The organism is Brevundimonas sp., assembly GCF_044336875.1.
GTDB lineage: Bacteria > Pseudomonadota > Alphaproteobacteria > Caulobacterales > Caulobacteraceae > Brevundimonas.
The window spans coordinates 76,895-97,406 of sequence record NZ_JBIIOP010000010.1; the positions used below are offsets into that span (position 1 = coordinate 76,895).

Sequence of the window (20,512 nt, forward strand, 5' to 3'; positions counted from 1 at the left end):
AACCTTTCTCAATGTCCGCGTCGGGCGTGTGGACTCATGGACGGTGCGCACATGCCAGACTATATCCGCGTTTGCCGCAGCAGGCTTTCGCCGCGCGCGCAGGGGTCCTGTGAGCCGCTGCGTCTGTCGCGCGAAGGCGCAACCGGATTGTCGGGCGGCGCTGACCAGAGGAACACTCCATGCCGTCGAACGACAGCTTCAAGACCCGCCAGGACCTTTCCGTCGGGCGCAAGAAATACGCCTATTACAGCCTTCCCGCCGCCGAGGAAGCCGGTCTGGCCGGTATTTCCCGCCTGCCGCGCTCGATGAAGGTGCTGCTGGAGAACCTGCTGCGCAACGAGGACGGGGTTTCCGTCACCGAAGACGACCTGAAGGCCGTCGCCGCCTGGGTCGAGAACAAGGGCTCGGTCGAGCACGAGATCGCCTTCCGTCCGGCCCGCGTCCTGATGCAGGACTTCACCGGCGTGCCCGCCGTGGTCGATCTGGCCGCCATGCGTGACGCCATGTCGGCCCTGGGCGCCGACGCCGCCAAGATCAATCCGCTGGTGCCCGTCGATCTGGTCATCGACCACTCGGTCATGGTCGACAACTTCGGCACGCCCAAGGCCTTCGGCCAGAACGTCGAGCGCGAATACGAGCGCAATATCGAGCGTTACAACTTCCTGCGCTGGGGCTCGTCGGCCTTCAACAACTTCCGCGTCGTGCCCCCCGGCACCGGCATCTGCCACCAGGTGAACCTGGAGAACCTGGCCCAGACCGTCTGGACCCTGGACGAAGGCAAGAAGACGGTCGCCTATCCCGACACCGTCGTCGGCACCGACTCGCACACCACCATGATCAACGGCCTGGCCGTTCTGGGCTGGGGCGTGGGCGGCATCGAGGCCGAGGCGGCCATGCTGGGCCAGCCGATCCCGATGCTGATCCCGGAAGTCATCGGCTTCAAGCTGACCGGTTCGATGCCGGAAGGCACGACGGCCACCGACCTGGTGCTGACCGTCACCCAGATGTTGCGCAAGAAGGGCGTGGTCGGCAAGTTCGTCGAATTCTTCGGCGACGCCCTGCCGAACATGACCATCGAGGACCAGGCCACCATCGCCAACATGGCCCCGGAATACGGCGCCACCTGCGGCTTCTTCCCGGTCTCGGCCGCCACCATCGGCTATCTGACCGCCACGGGCCGCGACAAGGCGCGCGTCGCCCTGGTCGAAGCCTATGCCAAGGCGCAGGGCCTGTGGATCGACGAGACCTCGGAAGATCCGGTCTTCACCGACGTGCTGGAACTGGACATCTCGACCGTCGTGCCGTCGCTGGCCGGTCCGAAGCGTCCGCAGGACCGCGTCGAACTGACCACCGCCGCCCCGGCCTTCGAAACCGCCCTGACCGAGATCTTCAGCCGTCCGTCCGATGCGCCGCGCGCCGACGTGGAAGGCCAGAAGTTCACCGTCGGCGACGGCGACGTGGTCATTGCGGCCATCACCTCCTGCACCAACACCTCCAACCCGTCGGTGCTGATCGCCGCCGGTCTGGTGGCGCGCAAGGCCAACGCCCTGGGCCTGAAGGCCAAGCCCTGGGTCAAGACCTCGCTGGCCCCCGGTTCGCAGGTGGTCACCGACTATCTGACCGACGCCGGCCTGCAGAAGGATCTGGACGCCCTGGGCTTCAACCTGGTCGGCTACGGCTGCACCACCTGCATCGGCAACTCGGGCCCGCTGGATCCGGCGATCTCGAAGACGATCAACGACAACGCCCTGGTCGCCACCTCGGTCCTGTCGGGCAACCGTAACTTCGAAGGTCGCGTGAACCCGGACGTCCAGGCCAATTATCTGGCCTCGCCGCCGCTGGTCGTGGCCTACGCCATCGCCGGCTCGATGCGGATCGACATCACCAAGGATCCGATCGGTCAGGACAAGAAGGGCAAGGACGTCTTCCTGAAGGACATCTGGCCGACCAGCCAGGAAATCGCCGACATCCAGAAGAAGTCGGTCACCCCGGCCATGTTCGCCAAACGCTACAAGGACGTGTTCAAGGGCGACAAGCACTGGCAGGCGATCAAGGTCACGGGCGGTCAGACCTACGAATGGGACGACGCCTCGACCTATGTGGCCAACCCGCCGTACTTCGAAGGCCTGTCGATGGAACTGACCCCGGTTCAGGACATCGTGGAAGCCCGCGTCCTGGCCATCTTCGGCGACTCGATCACCACCGACCACATCAGCCCGGCCGGTTCGATCAAGAAGACCTCGCCCGCCGGCGTCTATCTGACGAACCACGGCGTCGAGGCGGCCGAGTTCAACAGCTACGGCGCCCGTCGCGGCAACCATGAAGTCATGATGCGCGGCACCTTCGCCAACATCCGCATCAAGAACAAGATCACGCCCGAGATCGAAGGCGGCGTGACCAAACACTTCCCGTCGGGCGACACCATGTCGATCTACGACGCCGCCATGCGCTACCAGTCGGAAGGGCGTCCTCTGGTCGTCTTCGCCGGCAAGGAATACGGCACCGGCTCGTCGCGCGACTGGGCGGCGAAGGGCACGAACCTGCTGGGCGTCCGCGCGGTCATCGCCGAGAGCTTCGAGCGTATCCACCGGTCCAACCTGGTCGGCATGGGCGTGGTGCCGCTGCAGTTCAAGCAGGACGGCTGGCAGAAGCTGGGCCTGACCGGCGAGGAGATCGTCACCATCCGCGGCCTGACCGACGCCAATGTCGGCAAGCTGAAGCCGCGCCAGGACCTGTGGGTCGAGCTGTTCCGCCCGTCGGACGGCAAGATGGCCCGCTTCCCGGTGCGCTGCCGCATCGATAACCAGACCGAGCTGGACTATCTGCTGGCCGGCGGCGTCATGCCCTACGTCCTGCGCAACCTGGCCCGCGGCCCGGAAGCCGAGGCGCCGATCGCCGCCGAATAAGGCGACGGACAATTGAAATGAAAGAGGGCCGGCGGAGCGATCCGCCGGCCCTTTTTGCTTGGCCGATCGTCGGCGGTGTCGGTCAGTCGGCGCTGACGACCACCAGCTTGCGGTTGACGAACTCCTTGATGCCGACGTCGCCCAGTTCGCGGCCGAAGCCGGACCGCTTGACGCCGCCGAACGGCAGTTCGGGCATGGAGGTCGTGGTGATGTTGATGAAGACCATGCCGGTCTCGATCCGCGAGGCCAGTTTGCGGGCGCGCGCCGTGTCGCCCGCGAAGATGGAGCCGCCCAGGCCGAAGCGGGAATCGTTGGCCAGCTCCACCACGGCGTCGTCGTCCTCGACCACGAAGACCTGGGCCACCGGACCGAAGAACTCCTGATAGAAGGCCGGATTGTCGCGGGCGACGCCGGTCAGGACGGTGGGCTCGTAGAAGAAGCCGGTGCGGTCGGCGGGCTTGCCGCCGATAACGGCCTGGGCGCCGTGCTTGATCGCCTCGTCCACCTGTTTCGTCAGGGTCTTCAGCGCGTCCTCGGACGACAGCGGCCCCAGGACGGTGGCCTGGTCCAGCGGGTCGCCCATGACGGCGGACTTCATGCCGTCGACGAAACCGGCGGTGAAGGCGTCGGCGACCGACTTCTGGACGATGAACCGCTTGGAGCCGGTGCAGACCTGCCCGGCGTTGGACAGGCGGCCTTCGACCCCGGCCGCGACGGCCTTGTCGATGTCGGCGTCGTCCAGCACCACGAAGACGTCGCTGCCGCCCAGTTCGAGCGTGGACTTCTTCAGCATTTCGGAGGCGCGCGCCGAGACCTTGGCGCCCGCACCCTCCGATCCGGTCAGGGCCACGCCCTGGATACGGTCGTCTCCGATCAGTTCGGCGACCTTGTCCGAGGAGATGTAGAGGTTGGCGACCAAGCCTTCGGGCGCGCCGGCCTGTTCGACCAGTTCGGCGAAGCGGGCGGCGCAACGCGGGACGATGCCCGCGTGCTTGTACAGAACGGGATTGCCGACCGCGATGGCCGGTGCGACCACCCGGATCAGCTGATAGATGGGGAAGTTCCACGGCTCGACCGCCAGCAGCACCCCGACCGGGTGGAATTCGACCCAGGCCTCGCCCAGTTCGCTGTCGATCTTCTGCGGCTTGAGGAAGTCGGCGGCCTTCTCGGCGTAATAGGCGGCGATGCCGGCGCACAGGTCGATCTCGCCCTGGCCCTGGGCCAGGGGCTTGCCCATCTCCTCGGCGATGGTGCGGGCCAGACTGTCGCGGTTTTCGGTCAGCAGGCCCGACAGGGATTTCAGCACCGCGAGACGCGGCTGGATGTCCCCTTGCGACCAGTCGGAACGAAACACGGCCTCTGCACGGGCCAAGGCCGCCTCCACCGCCGCGTCCGTATGTTCCGGGTATTCCTGAAGGGTCTGTTCAGTGAAGGGATTGAGGGTTCTGTAGGCCATCGGGCGTCCTGTCATTCGACCAGACGCGTGGGGAGGGCGCCGGTCCGTTACGTCAGGATGGCCAACGTGCGCCCTCGACGGCGGTTGCTCGATTTCGCCGGTCGACGCCGCCGCGCTCAATCCAGCTTGAACGCCTCGGCCAGCAGGCGGGCCTCGGCGGCGCGGCTGGAGCCGGCGCGCCAGGCGACCACGATCTCGCGGCGGGGGGGCGGATCGCCGGCCAGGGTCTCGAAGGCGCGGACGGCCACGGACGGATTGTCGGCCAGGCCCGCCTGGACCGCCATGCGCGGCAGAAAACTGACCCCCAGGCCGGAACCGACCATCTGGACCAGGGTGTGCAGGCTGGTGGCGGCGAAGACGTCGTCGCCGCGCGGGGCCTCTATGTCCAGGGCGGCCAGGGCGTGGTCACGCAGACAGTGGCCGTCCTCCAGCAGGATCAGATCCTCGGACTTCAGCGAGCCGGGGCGGATCGGCCCGGGGGCGGCCAGGGGATGGTCGTGCGGGGCGGCCGCCATGATCTCGTCGTCGCCGATGCGGGCGTGCTCGATGCCGGGGGCGTCATAGGGCAGGGCGATGACGGCGGCGTCGATCTGGCCCGCCTTCAGCCCGGCGATCAGACGCGGCGTCAGATCCTCGCGGATGAAGAGTTTCAGGTTCGGATAGGCGGCCTTCACCGACGGCAGCTTGTTGGGCAGCAGAAAGGGGGCGACGGTCGGGATGACGCCCAGGCGGAACCGGCCCGACAGGGGACGACCGGCGTTCTTGGCCGCCTCGACCAGATCCTCGGTGCGGGCCAGGACGTCCTCGGCCCGGCGCACGGCCTCGGCTCCGACCGCGGTCAGCAGGACGGCGCCGCGCGTCCGTTCGACGACGGGCGCGCCCAGCACCCGCTCCAGCTCCTGCACTCCGGCGCTGAGGGCCGGTTGGCTGACGTGGGCTGCTTCGGCGGCGCGGGAGAAGCTGCCGTGTTCGGCCAGAAGCTTCAGATACTGGAGTTGACGCAGGGTGGGGAGCATCCGCGACAAATAGACTGAACCTATCGAAGGATCAAAGATAATCGATTGGCATTATCAAACGGGCAGGCGCTGAATGGCCGCGTCCTCAGAAAGGTTTTCCCATGTCCGACGCCCAGAACCCCAAGAATGGGACTCCCCCGACCCTGACCACCACGGCCGGCGCGCCGGTGGCGGACAACCAGAACAGTCTGACGGCCGGACCCCGCGGCCCGGTGCTGTTGCAGGACTGGCAACTGTTGGAGAAGCTGGCCCACCAGAACCGCGAGCGGATCCCCGAGCGGGTCGTCCACGCCAAGGGCTGGGGCGCGCACGGGACGTTGCGGATCACCGGCGACCTGTCGAAATACACTCGCGCCAAGGTGCTGCAGCCGGGCGCCGAGACGCCGATGCTGGCGCGCTTCTCGACCGTGGCCGGCGAGATGGGGGCGGCGGATCACGAGCGCGACGTGCGCGGCTTCTCGCTGAAATTCTACACCGAGGAAGGCAACTGGGACCTGGTGGGCAACAACACACCAGTCTTCTTCGTGCGCGACCCGCTGAAATTTCCGGACTTCATCCATACCCAGAAGCGCCACCCCAGGACCAATCTGCGCAGCCCCACGGCCATGTGGGACTTCTGGTCGCAAAGCCCCGAGAGCCTGCATCAGGTGACCATCCTGTTCTCGGATCGCGGTCTGCCGATCACGCCGATGCACATGAACGGCTATGGCAGCCACACCTTCAGCCTGATCAATGACGCGGGCGAGCGGCACTGGGTCAAGTTCCACTTCAAGACCCGTCAGGGGCACAGACACTACACCAACGCCCAGGGCGAACAGGTGATCGGCCAGTCACGCGAGGGCTATCAGGAGGCCCTGTTCGGGGCCATCGAGAACGGCCTGTTCCCCCAGTGGACGGTGCAGGTCCAGATCATGAGCGAGGCCGAGGCGGAGCGGACGACCTACAACCCGTTCGACCTGACCAAAGTCTGGCCGCACGCCGACTTCCCGCCCGTCGAGATCGGGGTGCTGGAGCTGAACCGGAACGCCGACAACTATTTCGCCGAGATCGAACAGGCGGCCTTCAGCCCGTCGAACGTGGTGCCCGGCATCGGTCACTCGCCGGACAAGATGCTGCAGGCGCGGGTGTTTTCCTACGCCGACGCCCACCGCTATCGTCTGGGCACCCATTACGAGGCCCTGCCGGTGAATGCGCCCAAATGCCCGGTGCATCACTATCACAAGGACGGGGCGATGCGGTTCTTCGCCAACAATCCGAACCCGGACGCCTATTATGAGCCGAACAGCTTCGGCGGCCCGGCCCAGGCGCCCGAATATCGCGAGCCGCCGCTGAAGATCGACGGCGACGCCGACCGCTGGAACCATCGCGAGGGCAATGACGACTACGGCCAGCCGCGCGCCCTGTTCGAGCTGTTCGACGCGGGCGAGCGTCAGCGGCTGTTCGCCAACATGGCCGCCGCCATGCAGGGGGTGCCGGACTTCATCCTTGAGCGGCAGTTCGCCCATCTGGACAGGGTGCATCCCGAGTATGGCGCGGGCGTCCGCGCGGCGGTCGAGGCGGGCAAGCGCAAGGCCGGCGAGGAGCCGACCGCACTGCCGATGCATCTGGAGGCGGCGCACCGTCTGGAGATCGCCGACTAGGCCCGTCCCACCATCTGGACCCTGTTGCAATAACTGATCGGGCCGGACGCCGAAAGGCGACCGGCCCGGTTGCGATTGGGGTGTCGGAGGCTCAGGTTCGACCCATGTGAACCATCCCCCGGAGAGCCCCATGTCGATCGCCGCCCTGAACGAGACCCTTCCCGCCTATGCCCGGGACATCGCGCGAAACCTGGAGGTGCTGGCCGGCGAGGACACGCTGAACGACCAGCAGAAGTGGGGCTGTTTCCTGGCCTGCGCCCATGCCGTCGGCGTCGGTCCGGTGGTGCGGGCGGTCGAGGCCGAGGCCCAGGCCCGCCTCAGCCCCGAAGTCGCCGACGCAGCCCGGACGGCGGCGGCCATCATGGGCATGAACAACATCTATTACCGCGCCCTGCACATCATGAAGAACGGGGAGTACGGCTTCATGCCGTCCAAGCTGCGGATGAGCGCCCTGAACCAGCCCGGCGTCGATCGGCTGGACTTCGAACTGTGGTCGCTGGCGGTGTCGGCGGTCAACGGCTGCGGCGCCTGCCTGGATGCGCACGAGGCGGAGTTGAAGACCCAGCGGGTTCCCGCCGCCGCAGTCCAGACCGCCCTGCGCATCGCCGCCGTGGTCAACGCCGCCAGCCGGGTGATCGCCGGCGCCGAGGCGGCGAAGGGGTGAGGGCGGACCGGGCGACCCCCGAGTAGAAGTCGTCATCCTCGCCCCTGTGGCGAGGATCCGGACGCTCAGCCGAGCGGCTTCAGCCGGATCTCGTACAATTTGGGCCAGCGCTTGCCGGTGACGAACAATCGCCGGCCGGCCGCGTCCCAGGCGATGCCGTTGGCGACGTCGTCATTGGGGTCGATCTCCGGCCCGGTCGGGACCAGGGCGGTCAGGTCGATGAAGGCCTTAACCTGGCCCGTCGCCGGATCGATGCGGGCGACGCGCGCGTCCTGCCAGAGATTGGCCAGGATCTCGCCGTCGATCCATTCAAGCTCGTTGATCTGGTCCAGCGGCCGGCCGTCGGCGGTGACCGAGATGCGTCCGGTCTCCGCCAGGGTCTCGGGGTCGAGGAAGCGGATCTGGTCGGTGCCGTCGCTCATGATCAGGCGGCGGCCGTCGGTGGTCATGCCCCAGCCCTCGCCGGGATAGGAGAAACCGCCGAGGGGGGAGAAGTCGTCCAGCTTCCAGATGAAGCCGATGTGGTTGCGCCAGGTCAGGCTGTAGAGCTTGCCGTTCAGCGCCGTCACGCCCTCGCCGAAATAGACGGTCGAAAGTTCGCGTTCGCGCACCACCTCGCCCGTCTCCAGCCGCACCTGGCGGATGAAGGACGGATAGAGGCCGGTGCTTTCGTAGAGGGCGCCGTCCTGGAAGAAGAGGCCTTCGGTGAAGGCCTCTTTGTCGTGGGGATAGTCCCGCACCACGTCAAAGCCCTGTGTCGGAACCTCGGCGAGCGCCGGGGTTCCGATCAGCAGGAGGGCGAAGAGGGCGCCCGGAAACAGACGGGAGGCGAAGCCCAAGACGTCAGACGCCCGGTTCGGCGGTTTCCCGCTTGTTCAGTTCGGCCTGGACGGCGGCCTTGCGGGCCTCCGACTTCACCGACGCATTGCGCGAGAACATGTTGAGCGCCTCCACCAGGGCCGAGAAGGCCATCGCGGCGTAGATATAGCCCTTGGGCACGTGAACGCCAAAGCCGTCGGCGATCAGCACCGCGCCGATCATCAGCAGGAAGCCCAGGGCCAGCATGACCACGGTCGGGTTCTTGTTGATGAAGTCGGCCAGGGGGTCCGAGGCCAGCAGCATGACGGTTACGGCGATGACTACGGCGGCCATCATGATCGGTACGTGATCGGTCATGCCGACGGCGGTCAGGATGGAGTCGATCGAGAAGACCAGGTCCAGCAGGATGATCTGGAAGATGGCCGAACCGACATTGCTGATGACCACCTCCGACTTGGACTTCTCCAGCAGGTCGTCGGTGTCGACGGGATCCACGGCGTGGTGGATCTCCTTGGTGGCCTTCCACAGCAGGAACAGGCCGCCGGCGATCAGGATCAGGTCGCGCCAGCTGAAGGCGGTCTCGAACGAGGGTTCGCCGTGGGCGTTCAGCGGTCCGGTCAGGCCCAGGTCGAAGACGGGCGCGGTCAGGGCGACGATGAAGCCGATCAGCGACAGCAGGGCCAGGCGCATGATCAGGGCCAGGCCGATGCCGATGCGGCGGGTCCGCTGGCGATGCTCGGGCGGCAGCTTGTTCGACAGGATGGAGATGAAGATGAGGTTGTCGATCCCGAGAACGACTTCCATCACCACCAGGGTGAGGAAGGCCGCCCAGGCGGCGGGATCGGTGAAGAGAGCGGCGATGCCGTCCATGGTGGTCCAGTCCTTGAATGAGGCCTTTTCGCGTAGCGGGGTCCCCGTCCGCCAGCAAGCGGACGGCCAGAGGCCCATGGTCGCACCCCCCGGCAACGCTTGCGCGGGGAAATGGCTGCGACAGTCATGCGACCTTGGTGGCGCTCACGGAATGTTGCGAGCGGCAAAACCCCGTGCTATCAGGCGCCCGGCTTGAAGGGGGCGTATTCACGAATACGGCCTCTGTCGTGCTTTCCGCAAGCATTTCAAGCTTTTGACCGTTGTGATCCTCGCAATCGGTCGCGACCCTGACACAACGACCTCGGACCCTAATCAGTGGCTGATGATTTCAGAACGACGGAAGTCGGCGATCGCTACGCACAAGCGCTGTTTGATCTGGCGCTGGAGACGGGCCGTCTGGACGCCGTTCGCGCCGATGTCGTCTCGCTGAAGGCCGCCTGGACCGAGAGCGCGGACCTGCGCCGTCTCGCGACCTCGCCGGTCATTTCGGCAGAGGATCAGGTCAAGGGTCTGGTCGCCATCGCCGCCAAGGCCAAGTTCGAGAAGACCACGACCAACTTCCTGGGCCTGCTGGGTCAGAACCACCGCGCCGGCGATCTGCCGGCCGTGATCGCCGGTTTCGAGGCCCGCTACGCCAAACACGTCGGCGTCGTCGCCGCCGAGGTCGTCTCGGCCCAGCCGCTGGACGCCAAGCAGCTGGCCGCGATCAAGGCCCAACTGAACAAGAGCCTGGGCAAGGCGCCGGAACTGACCACGCGGGTCGATCCGGCCATCCTGGGCGGCCTGAAGGTCAAGGTCGGCTCGAAACTGTTCGACGCCTCGCTGAAGACCAAGCTCGACCAGATGAAGTTCGCCCTCAAGCGGGCCTAAAGCCCGCCCCGCAAGATTGTAGCGCGCCTGATCGGCGCACCCGAAAAGACTGAAGAACAGAGAGCCCGTCATGGACATCCGCGCCGCTGAAATCTCGGCCATCCTCAAGTCGCAGATCGCCAACTTCGGCGTCGAAGCCGACGTTTCCGACGTCGGCAGCGTGCTGTCGGTCGGCGACGGCATCGCCCGCATCCACGGTCTGGACAATGTCCAGGCCGGTGAAATGGTCGAGTTCACCAAGGCCGGCGTGAAGGGCATGGCCCTGAACCTAGAACGCGACAACGTGGGCGCCGTGATCTTCGGCGCCGACGCCGCCATCGCCGAGGGCGACGACGTGCGCCGCCTGGGCGAGATCGTGGACGTGCCGGTCGGCAAGGGTCTGCTGGGCCGCGTCGTCAACCCGCTGGGCGAGCCGATCGACGGCAAGGGCCCGATCGAGTTCACCGAGCGTCGCCGCGTCGACGTCAAGGCGCCGGGCATCATCCCCCGCAAGTCGGTTCACGAGCCGATGCAGACCGGCCTGAAGGCCATCGACACCCTGATCCCCGTCGGCCGCGGCCAGCGCGAGCTGATCATCGGCGACCGTCAGGTCGGCAAGACGGCCGTCGCCGTCGACACCATCCTGAACCAGAAGAACGTCAACAAGACCGACGACGAGAGCGCCAAGCTCTACTGCATCTACGTCGCCATCGGTCAGAAGCGTTCGACCGTGGCCCAGATCGTCAAGACCCTCGAAGAGTCGGGCGCGCTGGAATACACCATCGTCGTCGCCGCCACGGCCTCGGAACCGGCCCCGCTGCAGTTCCTGGCCCCGTTCGCCGGCACCGCCATGGGCGAGTTCTTCCGCGACAACGGCATGCACGCCCTGATCGTCTATGACGATCTGTCCAAGCAGGCCGTCGCCTATCGCCAGATGTCCCTGCTGCTGCGCCGCCCGCCGGGCCGTGAAGCCTATCCGGGCGACGTCTTCTACCTGCACTCGCGCCTGCTGGAGCGTTCGGCCAAGCTGAACGGCGACTACGGCTCGGGTTCGATGACCGCCCTGCCGATCATCGAGACCCAGGCCAACGACGTCTCGGCCTATATTCCGACCAATGTGATCTCGATCACCGACGGCCAGATCTTCCTGGAATCGGACCTCTTCTATCAGGGCATCCGTCCGGCCGTGAACGTCGGCATCTCGGTGTCGCGCGTCGGCTCCTCGGCCCAGACCAAGGCGATGAAGAAGGTCGCCGGCACCATCAAGGGCGAGCTGGCCCAGTATCGTGAAATGGCCGCCTTCGCCAAGTTCGGCTCGGACCTGGACGTCTCGACCCAGAAGCTGCTGGCCCGCGGCGCCCGCCTGACCGAGCTGCTGAAGCAGCCGCAATATTCGCCGCTGGCGATGGAAGAGCAGGTCGTCTCGGTCTACGCCGGCACGCGCGGCTATATCGACGGCATCGCCGTCGGCGACGTCGGCCGGTTCGAGAAGGAACTGCTGGCCCGCATCCACGCGAACCACGCCTCGCTGCTGGAAGGCATCCGCACCAAGAAGGACCTGACCTCGGATCTCGAAGCCGAGCTGAAGGACATCCTGGCCGCCTTCGTCAAGACCTTCGCCTGAACCCCGCCGGATAGCTGAGAGAGTAGCGCCGGATGGCCAGCCTCAAGGAAATGCGCAATCGGATCGGAAGCGTGAAAGCCACGCAGAAGATCACGAAAGCCATGCAGATGGTCGCCGCGGCCAAGCTGAAACGCGCCCAGGACCAGGCCGAAAGCGCCCGGCCCTATGCGCAGAAGATGGCCTCGGTCATCGCCAATCTGGCCGCCGGCGTCTCGGGCGCCGACGCGCCCCGTCTGCTGGCCGGCACCGGTCAGGATCAGCGTCACCTGATCGTGGTGGCGACGGCGGACAAGGGTCTGGCTGGCGGTTTTTCGACCAATGTCATCCGCGCCGCGCGCGAGCGGATCAACAGCCTGATCGCGTCCGGCAAGGACGTGAAGATCATCGCCGTCGGCCGCAAGTCGCGCGACCAGCTGTCGCGCCTGTACGGCGACAAGGTGATCCACACCTTCGAACTGAGCGCCCAGAAGACCGTTGGTCTGCCTCTGGCCCAGCCGGTCGCCGAGATGATCGCCACGGCGTTCGAGGACGGTCAGGCCGATGTGGTCACCCTGTTCTACAGCCAGTTCAAGTCGGTGATCCAACAGGTCCCGACCGGCAAGCAGCTGATCCCGGCCGTGGTCGAGGGCGACGCCCAGCCGATCGACCTGAACGGCGCGGTCTATGAATACGAGCCCTCGGAAGAGGAAATCCTCGAGACCCTGCTGCCGCGCAACCTGACGACCCAGATCCTGGCCGCCCTCTACGAGAACCAGGCGGGCTTCTTCGGTTCGCAGATGGCCGCGATGGACAACGCCACGCGCAACGCCGGCGACCTCATCAACGCCCTGACGCTGCAATACAACCGCAAGCGCCAAGCCCAGATCACCACCGAACTGATCGAGATCATCGCCGGCGCCGAAGCCCTCTGATCCCGACCGAACAGACATTCCGATACGGACCCCAGCCATGACCGACACCGTCGCCAAGAAACCCGCCGCCAAGAAGCCGGCCGCCCCCAAGGCCCCGGCCGCCGCCAAGAAGCCCGCCGCCGCCCGCGCGCCCAAGACCGCTGCGCCGGTCGACGCCGCCGCCACGGGCAAGATCGCCCAGGTCATCGGCGCCGTGGTCGACGTCGAGTTCACCGGCCACCTGCCGGCGATCCTGAACGCCCTGAACACCCAGAACATCGACCAGAAGACGGGCGAGCCCTTCACTTTGGTTCTGGAAGTCGCCCAGCACCTGGGTGAGAACATGGTCCGCACCATCGCCATGGACACGACCGAAGGCCTGACGCGCGGTCAGCCGGTCATCGACACCGGTTCGTCGATCCAGACCCCGGTCGGCCCGGGCGTGCTGGGCCGCATCATGAACGTCGTCGGCCAGCCGATCGACGAAGCCGGTCCGATCCAGACGACCGAATATCGCCCGATCCACCGCGAGGCCCCGACCTTCGAGGAACAGACCAACTCGTCGGAAATCCTGGTCACGGGCATCAAGGTGATCGACCTGATCTGCCCCTACACCAAGGGCGGCAAGACGGGCCTGTTCGGCGGCGCCGGCGTCGGCAAGACCGTCACCATGCAGGAACTGATCAACAACATCGCCAAGGCTTACGGCGGTTATTCGGTTCTGGCCGGCGTGGGCGAGCGCACCCGCGAAGGCAACGACCTGTATCACGAGATGATCGAGTCGAACGTGAACGTCGACCCGGCCAAGAACGGCGGCTCGACCGAGGGCTCCAAATGCGCCCTGGTCTACGGCCAGATGAACGAGCCTCCCGGCGCCCGCGCCCGCGTCGCCCTGACCGGCCTGGCCCAGGCCGAGTATTTCCGCGACGAGGAAGGCAAGGACGTCCTGCTGTTCGTCGACAACATCTTCCGCTTCACCCAGGCCGGTTCGGAAGTGTCGGCTCTGCTGGGCCGCATCCCGTCGGCCGTGGGCTATCAGCCGACCCTGGCCACCGAGATGGGCAACCTGCAGGAGCGGATCACCTCGACCAAGAAGGGCTCGATCACCTCGGTCCAGGCCATTTACGTCCCCGCCGACGACCCCACCGACCCGGCCCCGGCCGCGTCCTTCGCCCACCTGGACGCGACGACCATGCTGTCGCGTGACATCGCCGCCCAGGCCATCTTCCCCGCCGTCGATCCGCTGGACTCGACCTCGCGGATCATGGACCCGCTGGTCATCGGCGAGGAGCACTACCAGGTCGCCCGTTCGGTCCAGGAAGTGCTGCAGCAGTACAAGGGCCTGAAGGACATCATCGCCATCCTGGGCATGGACGAGCTGTCGGAAGAGGACAAGCTGGTCGTCTCGCGCGCCCGCAAGATCCAGCGCTTCCTGTCGCAGCCCTTCTTCGTGGCCGAACAGTTCACCAACGCGCCGGGCAAGTTCGTCGAACTGGCCGACACGATCCGCTCGTTTAAGGGCATCGTCGCCGGTGAATACGACCACCTGCCGGAAGCCGCCTTCTACATGGTCGGCGCCATCGAAGAGGCCGTCGCCAAGGCCGAGAAGATGGCTTCGGAAGCCTGATCATGGCCGGCAAGCTGAACTTCTCCCTCGTCTCGCCGGAACGCGAGGTCTTTTCGGGCCTCGTGGACCAGGTGGACGCGCCGGGCGTCGAGGGCGACTTCGGCGTCCTGCCGGACCACGCCCCCTTCATGACCGCCCTGCGCGAGGGCCTGGTGACCGTCTACAACGGCGGCGCCAAGACCCAGTATGACGTCAAGGGCGGCTTCGCCGACGTCAACGGCGAAGGCCTGACCATCCTGGCCGAACAGGCGACCGAGGTCGTCGCGGCCTGATCCTTCGCGGGATCGAAACGATCAGAGGCCCCGTGCTCCGGCGCGGGGCCTTTTTCTTTGACCCTCTCCCGCTTGCGGGAGAGGCGGCCCGGCGTTCGCGAAGCGAACCAGGGTCGGAGAGGGGAGTGTCAGATCGCGAAACTCCCCCCATCGTCTGGCGTCTCGCTGCGCTCGACGGCCTGACACTTCCCCCGCAAGCGGGGGAAGGTCTATGAGGCTTGCCATGACCGACGCCATCGACATCCAAGGTTCCTGCGACCCGCGCTTCGCTGCGGTGAAGGACGCCTTCGCCGCCAATTTCACCGAGGCGCCCGAGGGGCTGAACGAGCAGGCGGCGCGGTTCAGCGTGCTGGTCGAGGGGGAGGCGGTCGTGGACCTGTGGGCGGGTCATGCGGACACCGGCCGGACCGTTCCCTTCACCGACACGACCCTGACCCCGGTCTTCTCGACCGGCAAGGCGGTGATGGCCCTGCTGATCGCCACGGCGGTCGAGGCGGGCGAGCTGGACTATGAGCAGACCGTCGCCTCCCTGTGGCCCGAGTTCGGGGCGGCGGGGAAGCAGGACGTGACCGTAGCCCAGCTGATGAGCCACCAGTCGGGCCTGCCGGGCTTCGACGAGGCCGCCGATCCGGCCATCTGGTTCGACGCCCCCGCCGTTCTGGCGCGGCTGGCGGCCCAGGCGCCGATGTGGGAACCGGGCACGGCCTCGGGCTATCATCCGGTCACGGTCGGCTATCTGGCCAATGAGGTGTTCCGCCGGGCGACGGGGCGGACCATGGGCCAGGCCCTGCGCGAAGATTTCGCCGATCTGGACCTGTGGATCGGCCTGCCCGAGAGCGAGCACGGGCGGGTGGCGCAGATGAGGAAGCCCTCGGCCGCGCCGAACCTGGGGACCATCGATCGGATCAAACAGGCGGCCTTCCTGGATCGCGGCTCGGCGCCGGGCGGGCGCGGCTCGACCGAATGGCGCAAGATGGAGATCCCGTCCGCAAACATGCACGCGACCGCCTTGGGGCTGGCGCGGATGCTGGGCGTGGTCGCCAACGGCGGGGCTCTGGAGGGCCGGTCGGTGCTGTCGAGCGGCGTGCTGGAGCAGTTGACGCGCGAGCGGATCCACGGGCCGGACAAGGTGCTGCCCTATACGATCAGCTGGGCGGCGGGCCTGATGCGGAACGAAGGGCTGGAGGTGTTCGGGCCGGGCGAGTCCTGGGGCCACTACGGCTGGGGCGGGTCGATGGCCATGGCCGATCCGTCGAAGCGGCTGTCGGCCGCCTATGTGATGAACCGCCAGTCGCCGCACATCATCGGCGACCCGCGTCCCCGGCGGCTGCTGGCGGCCCTGTACGCGGCGCTGTGACCTAGGCGGGTTCCGACGCCGCCACCGCCCGGCGGGCGGCGCGGGAGCGGAAGACGGCGCCCAGGGCGAAGACCCCGGCGCCGGCCCAGATGAAGACGAAGGACAGGGCGCGCAGGGCGGTCATCGGCTCGCCCGAGGCCACGCCGATGGCGAACTGCAGCGTCGGGGCCAGGAACTGGACGAAGCCGATGGTCGACAGGGGCAGGCGGCGCGCCGACCAGGCGAACAGGGCCAGCGGCAGGACCGTCGCCGGGCCGCTGGAAATGGCCCAGAGCCAGTGGACGGGATCATCGAAGCCGACCGTCTGGCCCATCTGACTGGCCCAGATCAGGAAGGCCGCGCCGAAGGGCAGCAGCAGCAGACATTCGACGAACAGGCCGGTCTGGGCGTCGGCGGGCACCCGCTTGCGGATCACCCCATAGGCGGCGAAGCTGAGGGCCAGGATCAGGGACAGCCAGGGCGGACGACCCAGGGCCACGGTCTGCAGGATCACCCCGACGACGGCGAGACCTATGGCCGCCCAGCCCCAGCGGTCGATCTTCTCCCGGAACAGCACCATGCCCGCCGCCATGTTGAGCAGGGGGTTGATATAGTAGCCGAGGCTGGCCTCCAGCGTGTGGTGGGTGGTGGTGGCCCAGACGTAGATGCCCCAGTTGATGGCGATCATGGCCGTCGACAGGGCCAGCCAGCCCAGGATCCGGGGCGTCAGCAGGACGCGCCGCGCCTGACCCACCTGACCCGCCAGGATCACCAGGCCGCCGGCGAACAGGACCGACCACAGGGCGCGGTGGGCCAGGATCTCGGGCGCGGTGAAGCCGACGCCGTTCATGGCCATGAACAGCAGGGGCATGAAGCCCCACAGGCCGTAGCAGGCGATGGCGGTGGCGACGGCGCGCTTGTCGGCGGACAGGGCGGGGGAGGTCATCCGTGTGGCCTTGCTTTCCTTCATCATCCTCCGGCAAGCCGCGCAGCGGCGAAGACCGGGGAATGACGAAGGAAGAAGCGGGTTAAACCGTGATCGACCGATACCCGGACGACGACTTGATCACGCCCGTCTCGTCCAGCAGCTGCGCGATCTGGATGGCGTTCAGGGCCGCGCCCTTGCGCAGGTTGTCGGAGACGACCCACAGGTTCAGGCCGTTCTCGAGGGTCGGATCCTTGCGGATGCGGCTGACATAGACGGCGTGTTCGCCGGCGGCGTCGACGGGGGTGATATAGCCGTCGTGTTCCTGCTTATCGATCACCAGGACGCCCGGCGCCTCGCGCAGGATGGCGCGGGCCTCGTCCGGGGCGATGGGGCGGTCGAACTCGATGTTCACGGCCTCGGAATGGCCGACGAAGACCGGCACGCGGACGCAGGTGACCGTGACCTGGATGTTCGGGTCCAGCATCTTGTGGGTCTCGTCCGACATCTTCTGCTCCTCGTCGGTCGAGCCGTCCTCGAGGAAGGAACCGATGAAGGGGATGACGTTGAAGGCGATCTGTTTGGGGAATTTCTTCGGACGCGCGTCGCCCAGGCCGTAGATGGCCTTGGTCTGGTTCCACAGCTCGTCCATGCCTTCCTTGCCGGCGCCGGACACCGACTGATAGGTCGAAACCACCACCCGCTTGATCCTGGCCGCGTCGTGCAGCGGCTTCAGCGCCGTGACCAGCTGGATGGTCGAGCAGTTCGGGTTGGCGATGATGTTCTTCTTGGTGGCGTCCTTGATGGCGTCCGGGTTCACTTCCGGCACGATCAGCGGCACGTCGGCGTCCTTGCGGAAGGCCGAGGAATTGTCGATCACGATGGGACCGGCCTTGCCGATCTTTTCCGACCATTCCTTGGACACGGCGCCGCCGGCGGACATCAGGACGATGTCGACCTTGGAGAAGTCGAACTGTTCGATGTCCTGGCATTTGATGGTCTTGTCGCCGAACGAGACCTCGACCCCCTTGGACTTGCGCGAGGCGATGGCGTGGATCTCGTCGACGGGGAATTCGACTTCCTCGAGGATGTTCAGCATTTCGCGGCCCACATTGCCCGTGGCCCCGACGATCGCGACGCGATAACCCATGTTTCTTGTCCTTCGGACGCGCTGTCGCTGGGCCCGTGGGGTCGAGCGGCTTGAGCGCATTGTGGTGATGGCCTGCAAATAGGCGTTCGGAGCCGCGAAGCAATCGCTTTTCGCTGAGCTGCGCTTTAAGCAGGCCTCCCATGACCTCCCGTATCCGCAACGCCTACGATATCCGCGTGGAAGAGGGCGTGCTGACGCCCGATCCAGCCCAGGCCGCCGTCATTACGGCGCTGGAACGGCTGGAGACCGATCTGGCCAAAAAGCCCGGCCTGTTCGGCAAGCCGGCCGAGGTGAAGGGGATCTATCTGTACGGCCCGCCGGGACGCGGCAAGTCGATGCTGATGGACCTGTTCTATTCGGCCACGCCCGAGCCGCGAAAGGCGCGCGCCCACTTCCACGCCTTCATGGCCCGGATCCATGACCTGGTGCGCCAGTGGCGGGAAGGGGACGCCAAGACGCGGAAGGCCGTGTTCGGGACGCACAAGGGCGACGATCCGATCCCGCCCATCGCCCAGCTGATCGCCTCGGAGGCGCGGCTGCTGTGCTTCGACGAACTGCAGGTCACCGACATCGCCGACGCCATGATCCTGGGGCGGCTGTTCGAGGCCCTGTTCGACCTGCGGGTGGTGCTGGCCGTGACGTCCAACCGGGCGCCGGAGGACCTCTACAAGAACGGCATCAACCGCCAGCTCTTCCTGCCCTTCATCGACATTCTGCGGACACGCTGCGCCGTGGTGGAGACGGAAGGGGCGCGCGACTGGCGGCTGGACCGGATGACCTCGGCCCAGGTCTGGCACACGCCCGACGACCGCGAGGGGTTCGAGAGCCTGTGGCGCGAGTTGAAGGGCGGAGAGCCGGAGGAGCCAGCCCATCTGACCGTGCTGGGCCGCGACGTGGTGGTGGAGCGGACTGTCGGTTCGATGGCGCGGGCGACCTTTGCGGAACTGTGCAGCAGGCCGCTGGGGCCGCAGGACTATCTGGCCATCGCCCAGAGGTTCCACACCCTGTTCCTGGAGGATGTGCCGATCCTGAGCTCGGCCAACCACCACGAGGCGCGGCGCCTGGTGACCCTGGTGGACGCCTTGTACGAGGCCAAGACCAAGCTGATCGTCCTGGCGGCCGCGAAACCGGAGGCCCTCTATACCGAGGGGGTGGGGGCGTTCGAGTTCGAACGGACCGTGTCCCGGTTCAACGAGATGCAGAGCAAGGACTGGCTGGCGCACGTTCGGGATTGAGACGAAAGACCCTCTCCCGCGAAGCGGGGGAGGTGGCCCGTAGATCGGCGCAGCCGATCCAGGGTCGGAGGGGGAGGTTTCGCGAAACTCCCCCCATCGTCAGGCGTCTCGCTTCGCTCGACGGCCTGACACTTCCCCCGCAAGCGGGGGAAGGTCTGTGAAGGGCAAAGAAAAAGGCCGCGGATCGATCCGCGGCCTTTCTCATTCGATCTGACGCTTGGCTTAGGCCAGCGAGCTGTCGATGTCCTTGCAGGCCTGCAGCAGGCCCTGGACCGAGGCGACCGACTTTTCGAACATCGCCTTTTCCTCGTCGTTGGTGGTGAATTCGATCACCTTCTCGACGCCGCCGGCGCCGATCAGGGCCGGGACGCCGACGTAGAGGTCCGACAGGCCGTATTCGCCCGACAGCCAGACGGCGCAGGGCAGGACGCGCTTCTGGTCCAGCAGATAGGACTTGGCCATGGCGATGGCCGATTCAGCGGGGGCGTAGAAGGCCGAGCCGGTCTTCAGCAGGGCCACGATCTCGCCGCCGCCCTTGCGGGTGCGGTCGACGATGGCGTCCAGATCGGCTTGCGACAGGAAGCCGGCGGCGACGGCGTCCGGCAGCGGCAGGCCGCCCACGGTCGAGTGCCGCACCATCGGCACCATGTCGTCGCCGTGACCGCCCAGGGTCCAGGCGTGGATGTCCTGCACCGAGACGCCGGTCTTTTCAGCCAGGAAGTAGGCGAAGCGGGCCGAGTCCAGCACGCCGGCCATGCCGACGACCTTCTCCTTGGGCAGGCCCGAGAACTTCTGCAGGGCCCAGACCATGGCGTCGAGCGGGTTGGTGATGCAGATGACGAAGGCGTTCGGGGCGTGGGCCTTGATGCCCTCGCCGACGGCCTTCATGACCTTCAGGTTGATGCCGATCAGGTCGTCGCGGCTCATGCCCGGCTTGCGCGGCACGCCGGCGGTGACGATGCAGACATCGGCGCCCGCGATGTCGGCGTAGTCGTTGGCGCCCTTCAGGGCCACGTCCTGGCCTAAGACGGCCGAGGCCTCGGCGATGTCCAGGGCCTTACCCTGCGGCGTGCCTTCGGCGATGTCGAACAGGATCACGTCGCCCAGGGCTTCGCGCGCGGCCACATGGGCCAGGGTTCCGCCGATCATGCCGGCGCCGATAAGGGCGATCTTCGCGCGAGCCATGGAGTTCTCCGTCTATTGCGTGTGCGAAAGGGGATTAATCGTGGCGGC

The 20,512-nt window shown here is 66.7% G+C and carries 17 protein-coding genes; 10 read left to right on the forward strand and 7 right to left on the reverse strand.

The window, feature by feature from the left end; genetic code table 11:
* Nucleotides 1–179 precede the first annotated feature (179 nt).
* Nucleotides 180–2,906 (forward strand): aconitate hydratase AcnA, encoded by a 2,727-nt coding sequence (gene acnA, locus ACIQ1T_RS12665; RefSeq protein WP_395944911.1) that lies wholly within the window; start codon nt 180–182, stop codon nt 2,904–2,906.
* An 82-nt stretch (nt 2,907–2,988) separates the two neighbouring features.
* Here acnA and ACIQ1T_RS12670 read toward each other — a convergent pair whose 3' ends face one another.
* On the reverse strand, nt 2,989–4,362 hold the full coding sequence (locus ACIQ1T_RS12670; protein WP_395944912.1) for an NAD-dependent succinate-semialdehyde dehydrogenase: 1,374 nt from the start codon (nt 4,360–4,362) through the stop codon (nt 2,989–2,991).
* Between the two features lie 116 nt (nt 4,363–4,478).
* Entirely contained in the window at nt 4,479–5,378 is a 900-nt protein-coding gene (locus tag ACIQ1T_RS12675) for a hydrogen peroxide-inducible genes activator (protein WP_395944941.1), read from the reverse strand.
* A 101-nt stretch (nt 5,379–5,479) separates the two neighbouring features.
* Here ACIQ1T_RS12675 and ACIQ1T_RS12680 point away from each other — a divergent pair, with 101 nt between their 5' ends.
* Together ACIQ1T_RS12680 and ACIQ1T_RS12685 are read left to right on the forward strand one after the other, a co-directional pair.
* The gene (locus ACIQ1T_RS12680; protein ID WP_395944913.1) at nt 5,480–7,018 is read left to right on the forward strand and encodes a catalase; all 1,539 of its coding nucleotides are present in this window, start codon (nt 5,480–5,482) and stop codon (nt 7,016–7,018) included.
* Between the two features lie 130 nt (nt 7,019–7,148).
* On the forward strand, nt 7,149–7,682 hold the full coding sequence (locus ACIQ1T_RS12685) for a carboxymuconolactone decarboxylase family protein (RefSeq protein ID WP_395944914.1): 534 nt from the start codon (nt 7,149–7,151) through the stop codon (nt 7,680–7,682).
* Nucleotides 7,683–7,747: 65 nt separating this feature from the next.
* Here the strand turns inward: ACIQ1T_RS12685 and ACIQ1T_RS12690 are convergent, their stop codons facing one another.
* Nucleotides 7,748–8,521, reverse strand: a complete 774-nt coding sequence (locus tag ACIQ1T_RS12690) for a glutaminyl-peptide cyclotransferase (protein WP_395944915.1) — start codon at nt 8,519–8,521, stop codon at nt 7,748–7,750.
* A 4-nt stretch (nt 8,522–8,525) separates the two neighbouring features.
* Entirely contained in the window at nt 8,526–9,371 is an 846-nt protein-coding gene (locus tag ACIQ1T_RS12695) for a TerC family protein (RefSeq protein WP_395944916.1), read from the reverse strand.
* Nucleotides 9,372–9,686: 315 nt separating this feature from the next.
* Between ACIQ1T_RS12695 and ACIQ1T_RS12700 the strand changes: the two genes are divergently transcribed.
* From ACIQ1T_RS12700 to ACIQ1T_RS12725, 6 genes are all read left to right on the forward strand, one after another.
* Nucleotides 9,687–10,241 carry a F0F1 ATP synthase subunit delta gene (locus ACIQ1T_RS12700; RefSeq protein WP_395944917.1) on the forward strand — a complete coding sequence of 185 codons (555 nt, stop codon included), beginning with the start codon at nt 9,687–9,689 and terminating at the stop codon, nt 10,239–10,241.
* Nucleotides 10,242–10,311: 70 nt separating this feature from the next.
* Nucleotides 10,312–11,844, forward strand: coding sequence for a F0F1 ATP synthase subunit alpha (atpA, locus tag ACIQ1T_RS12705; RefSeq protein WP_395944918.1), 1,533 nt, complete (start codon nt 10,312–10,314; stop codon nt 11,842–11,844).
* 32 nt (nt 11,845–11,876) lie between these two features.
* A complete protein-coding gene (locus ACIQ1T_RS12710; RefSeq protein ID WP_395944919.1) occupies nt 11,877–12,755 on the forward strand; it encodes a F0F1 ATP synthase subunit gamma in 879 nt (292 codons plus the stop codon).
* Nucleotides 12,756–12,792: 37 nt separating this feature from the next.
* Nucleotides 12,793–14,361: a F0F1 ATP synthase subunit beta gene (gene atpD, locus ACIQ1T_RS12715; protein ID WP_395944920.1), complete on the forward strand. Its 1,569-nt coding sequence runs from the start codon at nt 12,793–12,795 to the stop codon at nt 14,359–14,361.
* A gap of 2 nt (nt 14,362–14,363) precedes the next feature.
* On the forward strand, nt 14,364–14,633 hold the full coding sequence (locus ACIQ1T_RS12720; protein ID WP_201099672.1) for an ATP synthase F1 subunit epsilon: 270 nt from the start codon (nt 14,364–14,366) through the stop codon (nt 14,631–14,633).
* Nucleotides 14,634–14,856: 223 nt separating this feature from the next.
* Complete coding sequence (locus tag ACIQ1T_RS12725; RefSeq protein ID WP_395944921.1) at nt 14,857–15,990, forward strand: serine hydrolase domain-containing protein; 1,134 nt, start codon at nt 14,857–14,859, stop codon at nt 15,988–15,990.
* 1 nt (nt 15,991) lies between these two features.
* On the opposite strand, the gene rarD is transcribed toward ACIQ1T_RS12725, so the two are convergent.
* On the reverse strand, nt 15,992–16,915 hold the full coding sequence (gene rarD, locus ACIQ1T_RS12730; protein ID WP_395944922.1) for an EamA family transporter RarD: 924 nt from the start codon (nt 16,913–16,915) through the stop codon (nt 15,992–15,994).
* An 82-nt stretch (nt 16,916–16,997) separates the two neighbouring features.
* A complete protein-coding gene (locus ACIQ1T_RS12735) occupies nt 16,998–18,044 on the reverse strand; it encodes an aspartate-semialdehyde dehydrogenase (RefSeq protein ID WP_395944923.1) in 1,047 nt (348 codons plus the stop codon).
* Nucleotides 18,045–18,184: 140 nt separating this feature from the next.
* Between ACIQ1T_RS12735 and zapE the strand changes: the two genes are divergently transcribed.
* Nucleotides 18,185–19,279 carry a cell division protein ZapE gene (gene zapE / locus ACIQ1T_RS12740; protein ID WP_395944924.1) on the forward strand — a complete coding sequence of 365 codons (1,095 nt, stop codon included), beginning with the start codon at nt 18,185–18,187 and terminating at the stop codon, nt 19,277–19,279.
* Nucleotides 19,280–19,501: 222 nt separating this feature from the next.
* Here zapE and mdh read toward each other — a convergent pair whose 3' ends face one another.
* Complete coding sequence (gene mdh / locus ACIQ1T_RS12745) at nt 19,502–20,464, reverse strand: malate dehydrogenase (protein ID WP_395944925.1); 963 nt, start codon at nt 20,462–20,464, stop codon at nt 19,502–19,504.
* Between the last annotated feature and the right edge of the window lie 48 nt (nt 20,465–20,512).

What these genes read in the sequence shown, in the direction of transcription:
- ACIQ1T_RS12680 (WP_395944913.1), top strand. Translation starts at nt 5,480, where the DNA reads ATGTCCGACGCCCAGAACCCCAAGAATGGGACTCCCCCGACCCTGACC.
- rarD (WP_395944922.1), bottom strand. Translation starts at nt 16,915, where the DNA reads ATGACCTCCCCCGCCCTGTCCGCCGACAAGCGCGCCGTCGCCACCGCC.
- ACIQ1T_RS12710 (WP_395944919.1), top strand. Translation starts at nt 11,877, where the DNA reads ATGGCCAGCCTCAAGGAAATGCGCAATCGGATCGGAAGCGTGAAAGCC.
- atpA (WP_395944918.1), top strand. Translation starts at nt 10,312, where the DNA reads ATGGACATCCGCGCCGCTGAAATCTCGGCCATCCTCAAGTCGCAGATC.
- ACIQ1T_RS12675 (WP_395944941.1), bottom strand. Translation starts at nt 5,378, where the DNA reads ATGCTCCCCACCCTGCGTCAACTCCAGTATCTGAAGCTTCTGGCCGAA.
- atpD (WP_395944920.1), top strand. Translation starts at nt 12,793, where the DNA reads ATGACCGACACCGTCGCCAAGAAACCCGCCGCCAAGAAGCCGGCCGCC.
- ACIQ1T_RS12685 (WP_395944914.1), top strand. Translation starts at nt 7,149, where the DNA reads ATGTCGATCGCCGCCCTGAACGAGACCCTTCCCGCCTATGCCCGGGAC.
- ACIQ1T_RS12670 (WP_395944912.1), bottom strand. Translation starts at nt 4,362, where the DNA reads ATGGCCTACAGAACCCTCAATCCCTTCACTGAACAGACCCTTCAGGAA.
- mdh (WP_395944925.1), bottom strand. Translation starts at nt 20,464, where the DNA reads ATGGCTCGCGCGAAGATCGCCCTTATCGGCGCCGGCATGATCGGCGGA.
- ACIQ1T_RS12725 (WP_395944921.1), top strand. Translation starts at nt 14,857, where the DNA reads ATGACCGACGCCATCGACATCCAAGGTTCCTGCGACCCGCGCTTCGCT.
- acnA (WP_395944911.1), top strand. Translation starts at nt 180, where the DNA reads ATGCCGTCGAACGACAGCTTCAAGACCCGCCAGGACCTTTCCGTCGGG.
- ACIQ1T_RS12695 (WP_395944916.1), bottom strand. Translation starts at nt 9,371, where the DNA reads ATGGACGGCATCGCCGCTCTCTTCACCGATCCCGCCGCCTGGGCGGCC.
- ACIQ1T_RS12720 (WP_201099672.1), top strand. Translation starts at nt 14,364, where the DNA reads ATGGCCGGCAAGCTGAACTTCTCCCTCGTCTCGCCGGAACGCGAGGTC.
- zapE (WP_395944924.1), top strand. Translation starts at nt 18,185, where the DNA reads ATGACCTCCCGTATCCGCAACGCCTACGATATCCGCGTGGAAGAGGGC.
- ACIQ1T_RS12735 (WP_395944923.1), bottom strand. Translation starts at nt 18,044, where the DNA reads ATGGGTTATCGCGTCGCGATCGTCGGGGCCACGGGCAATGTGGGCCGC.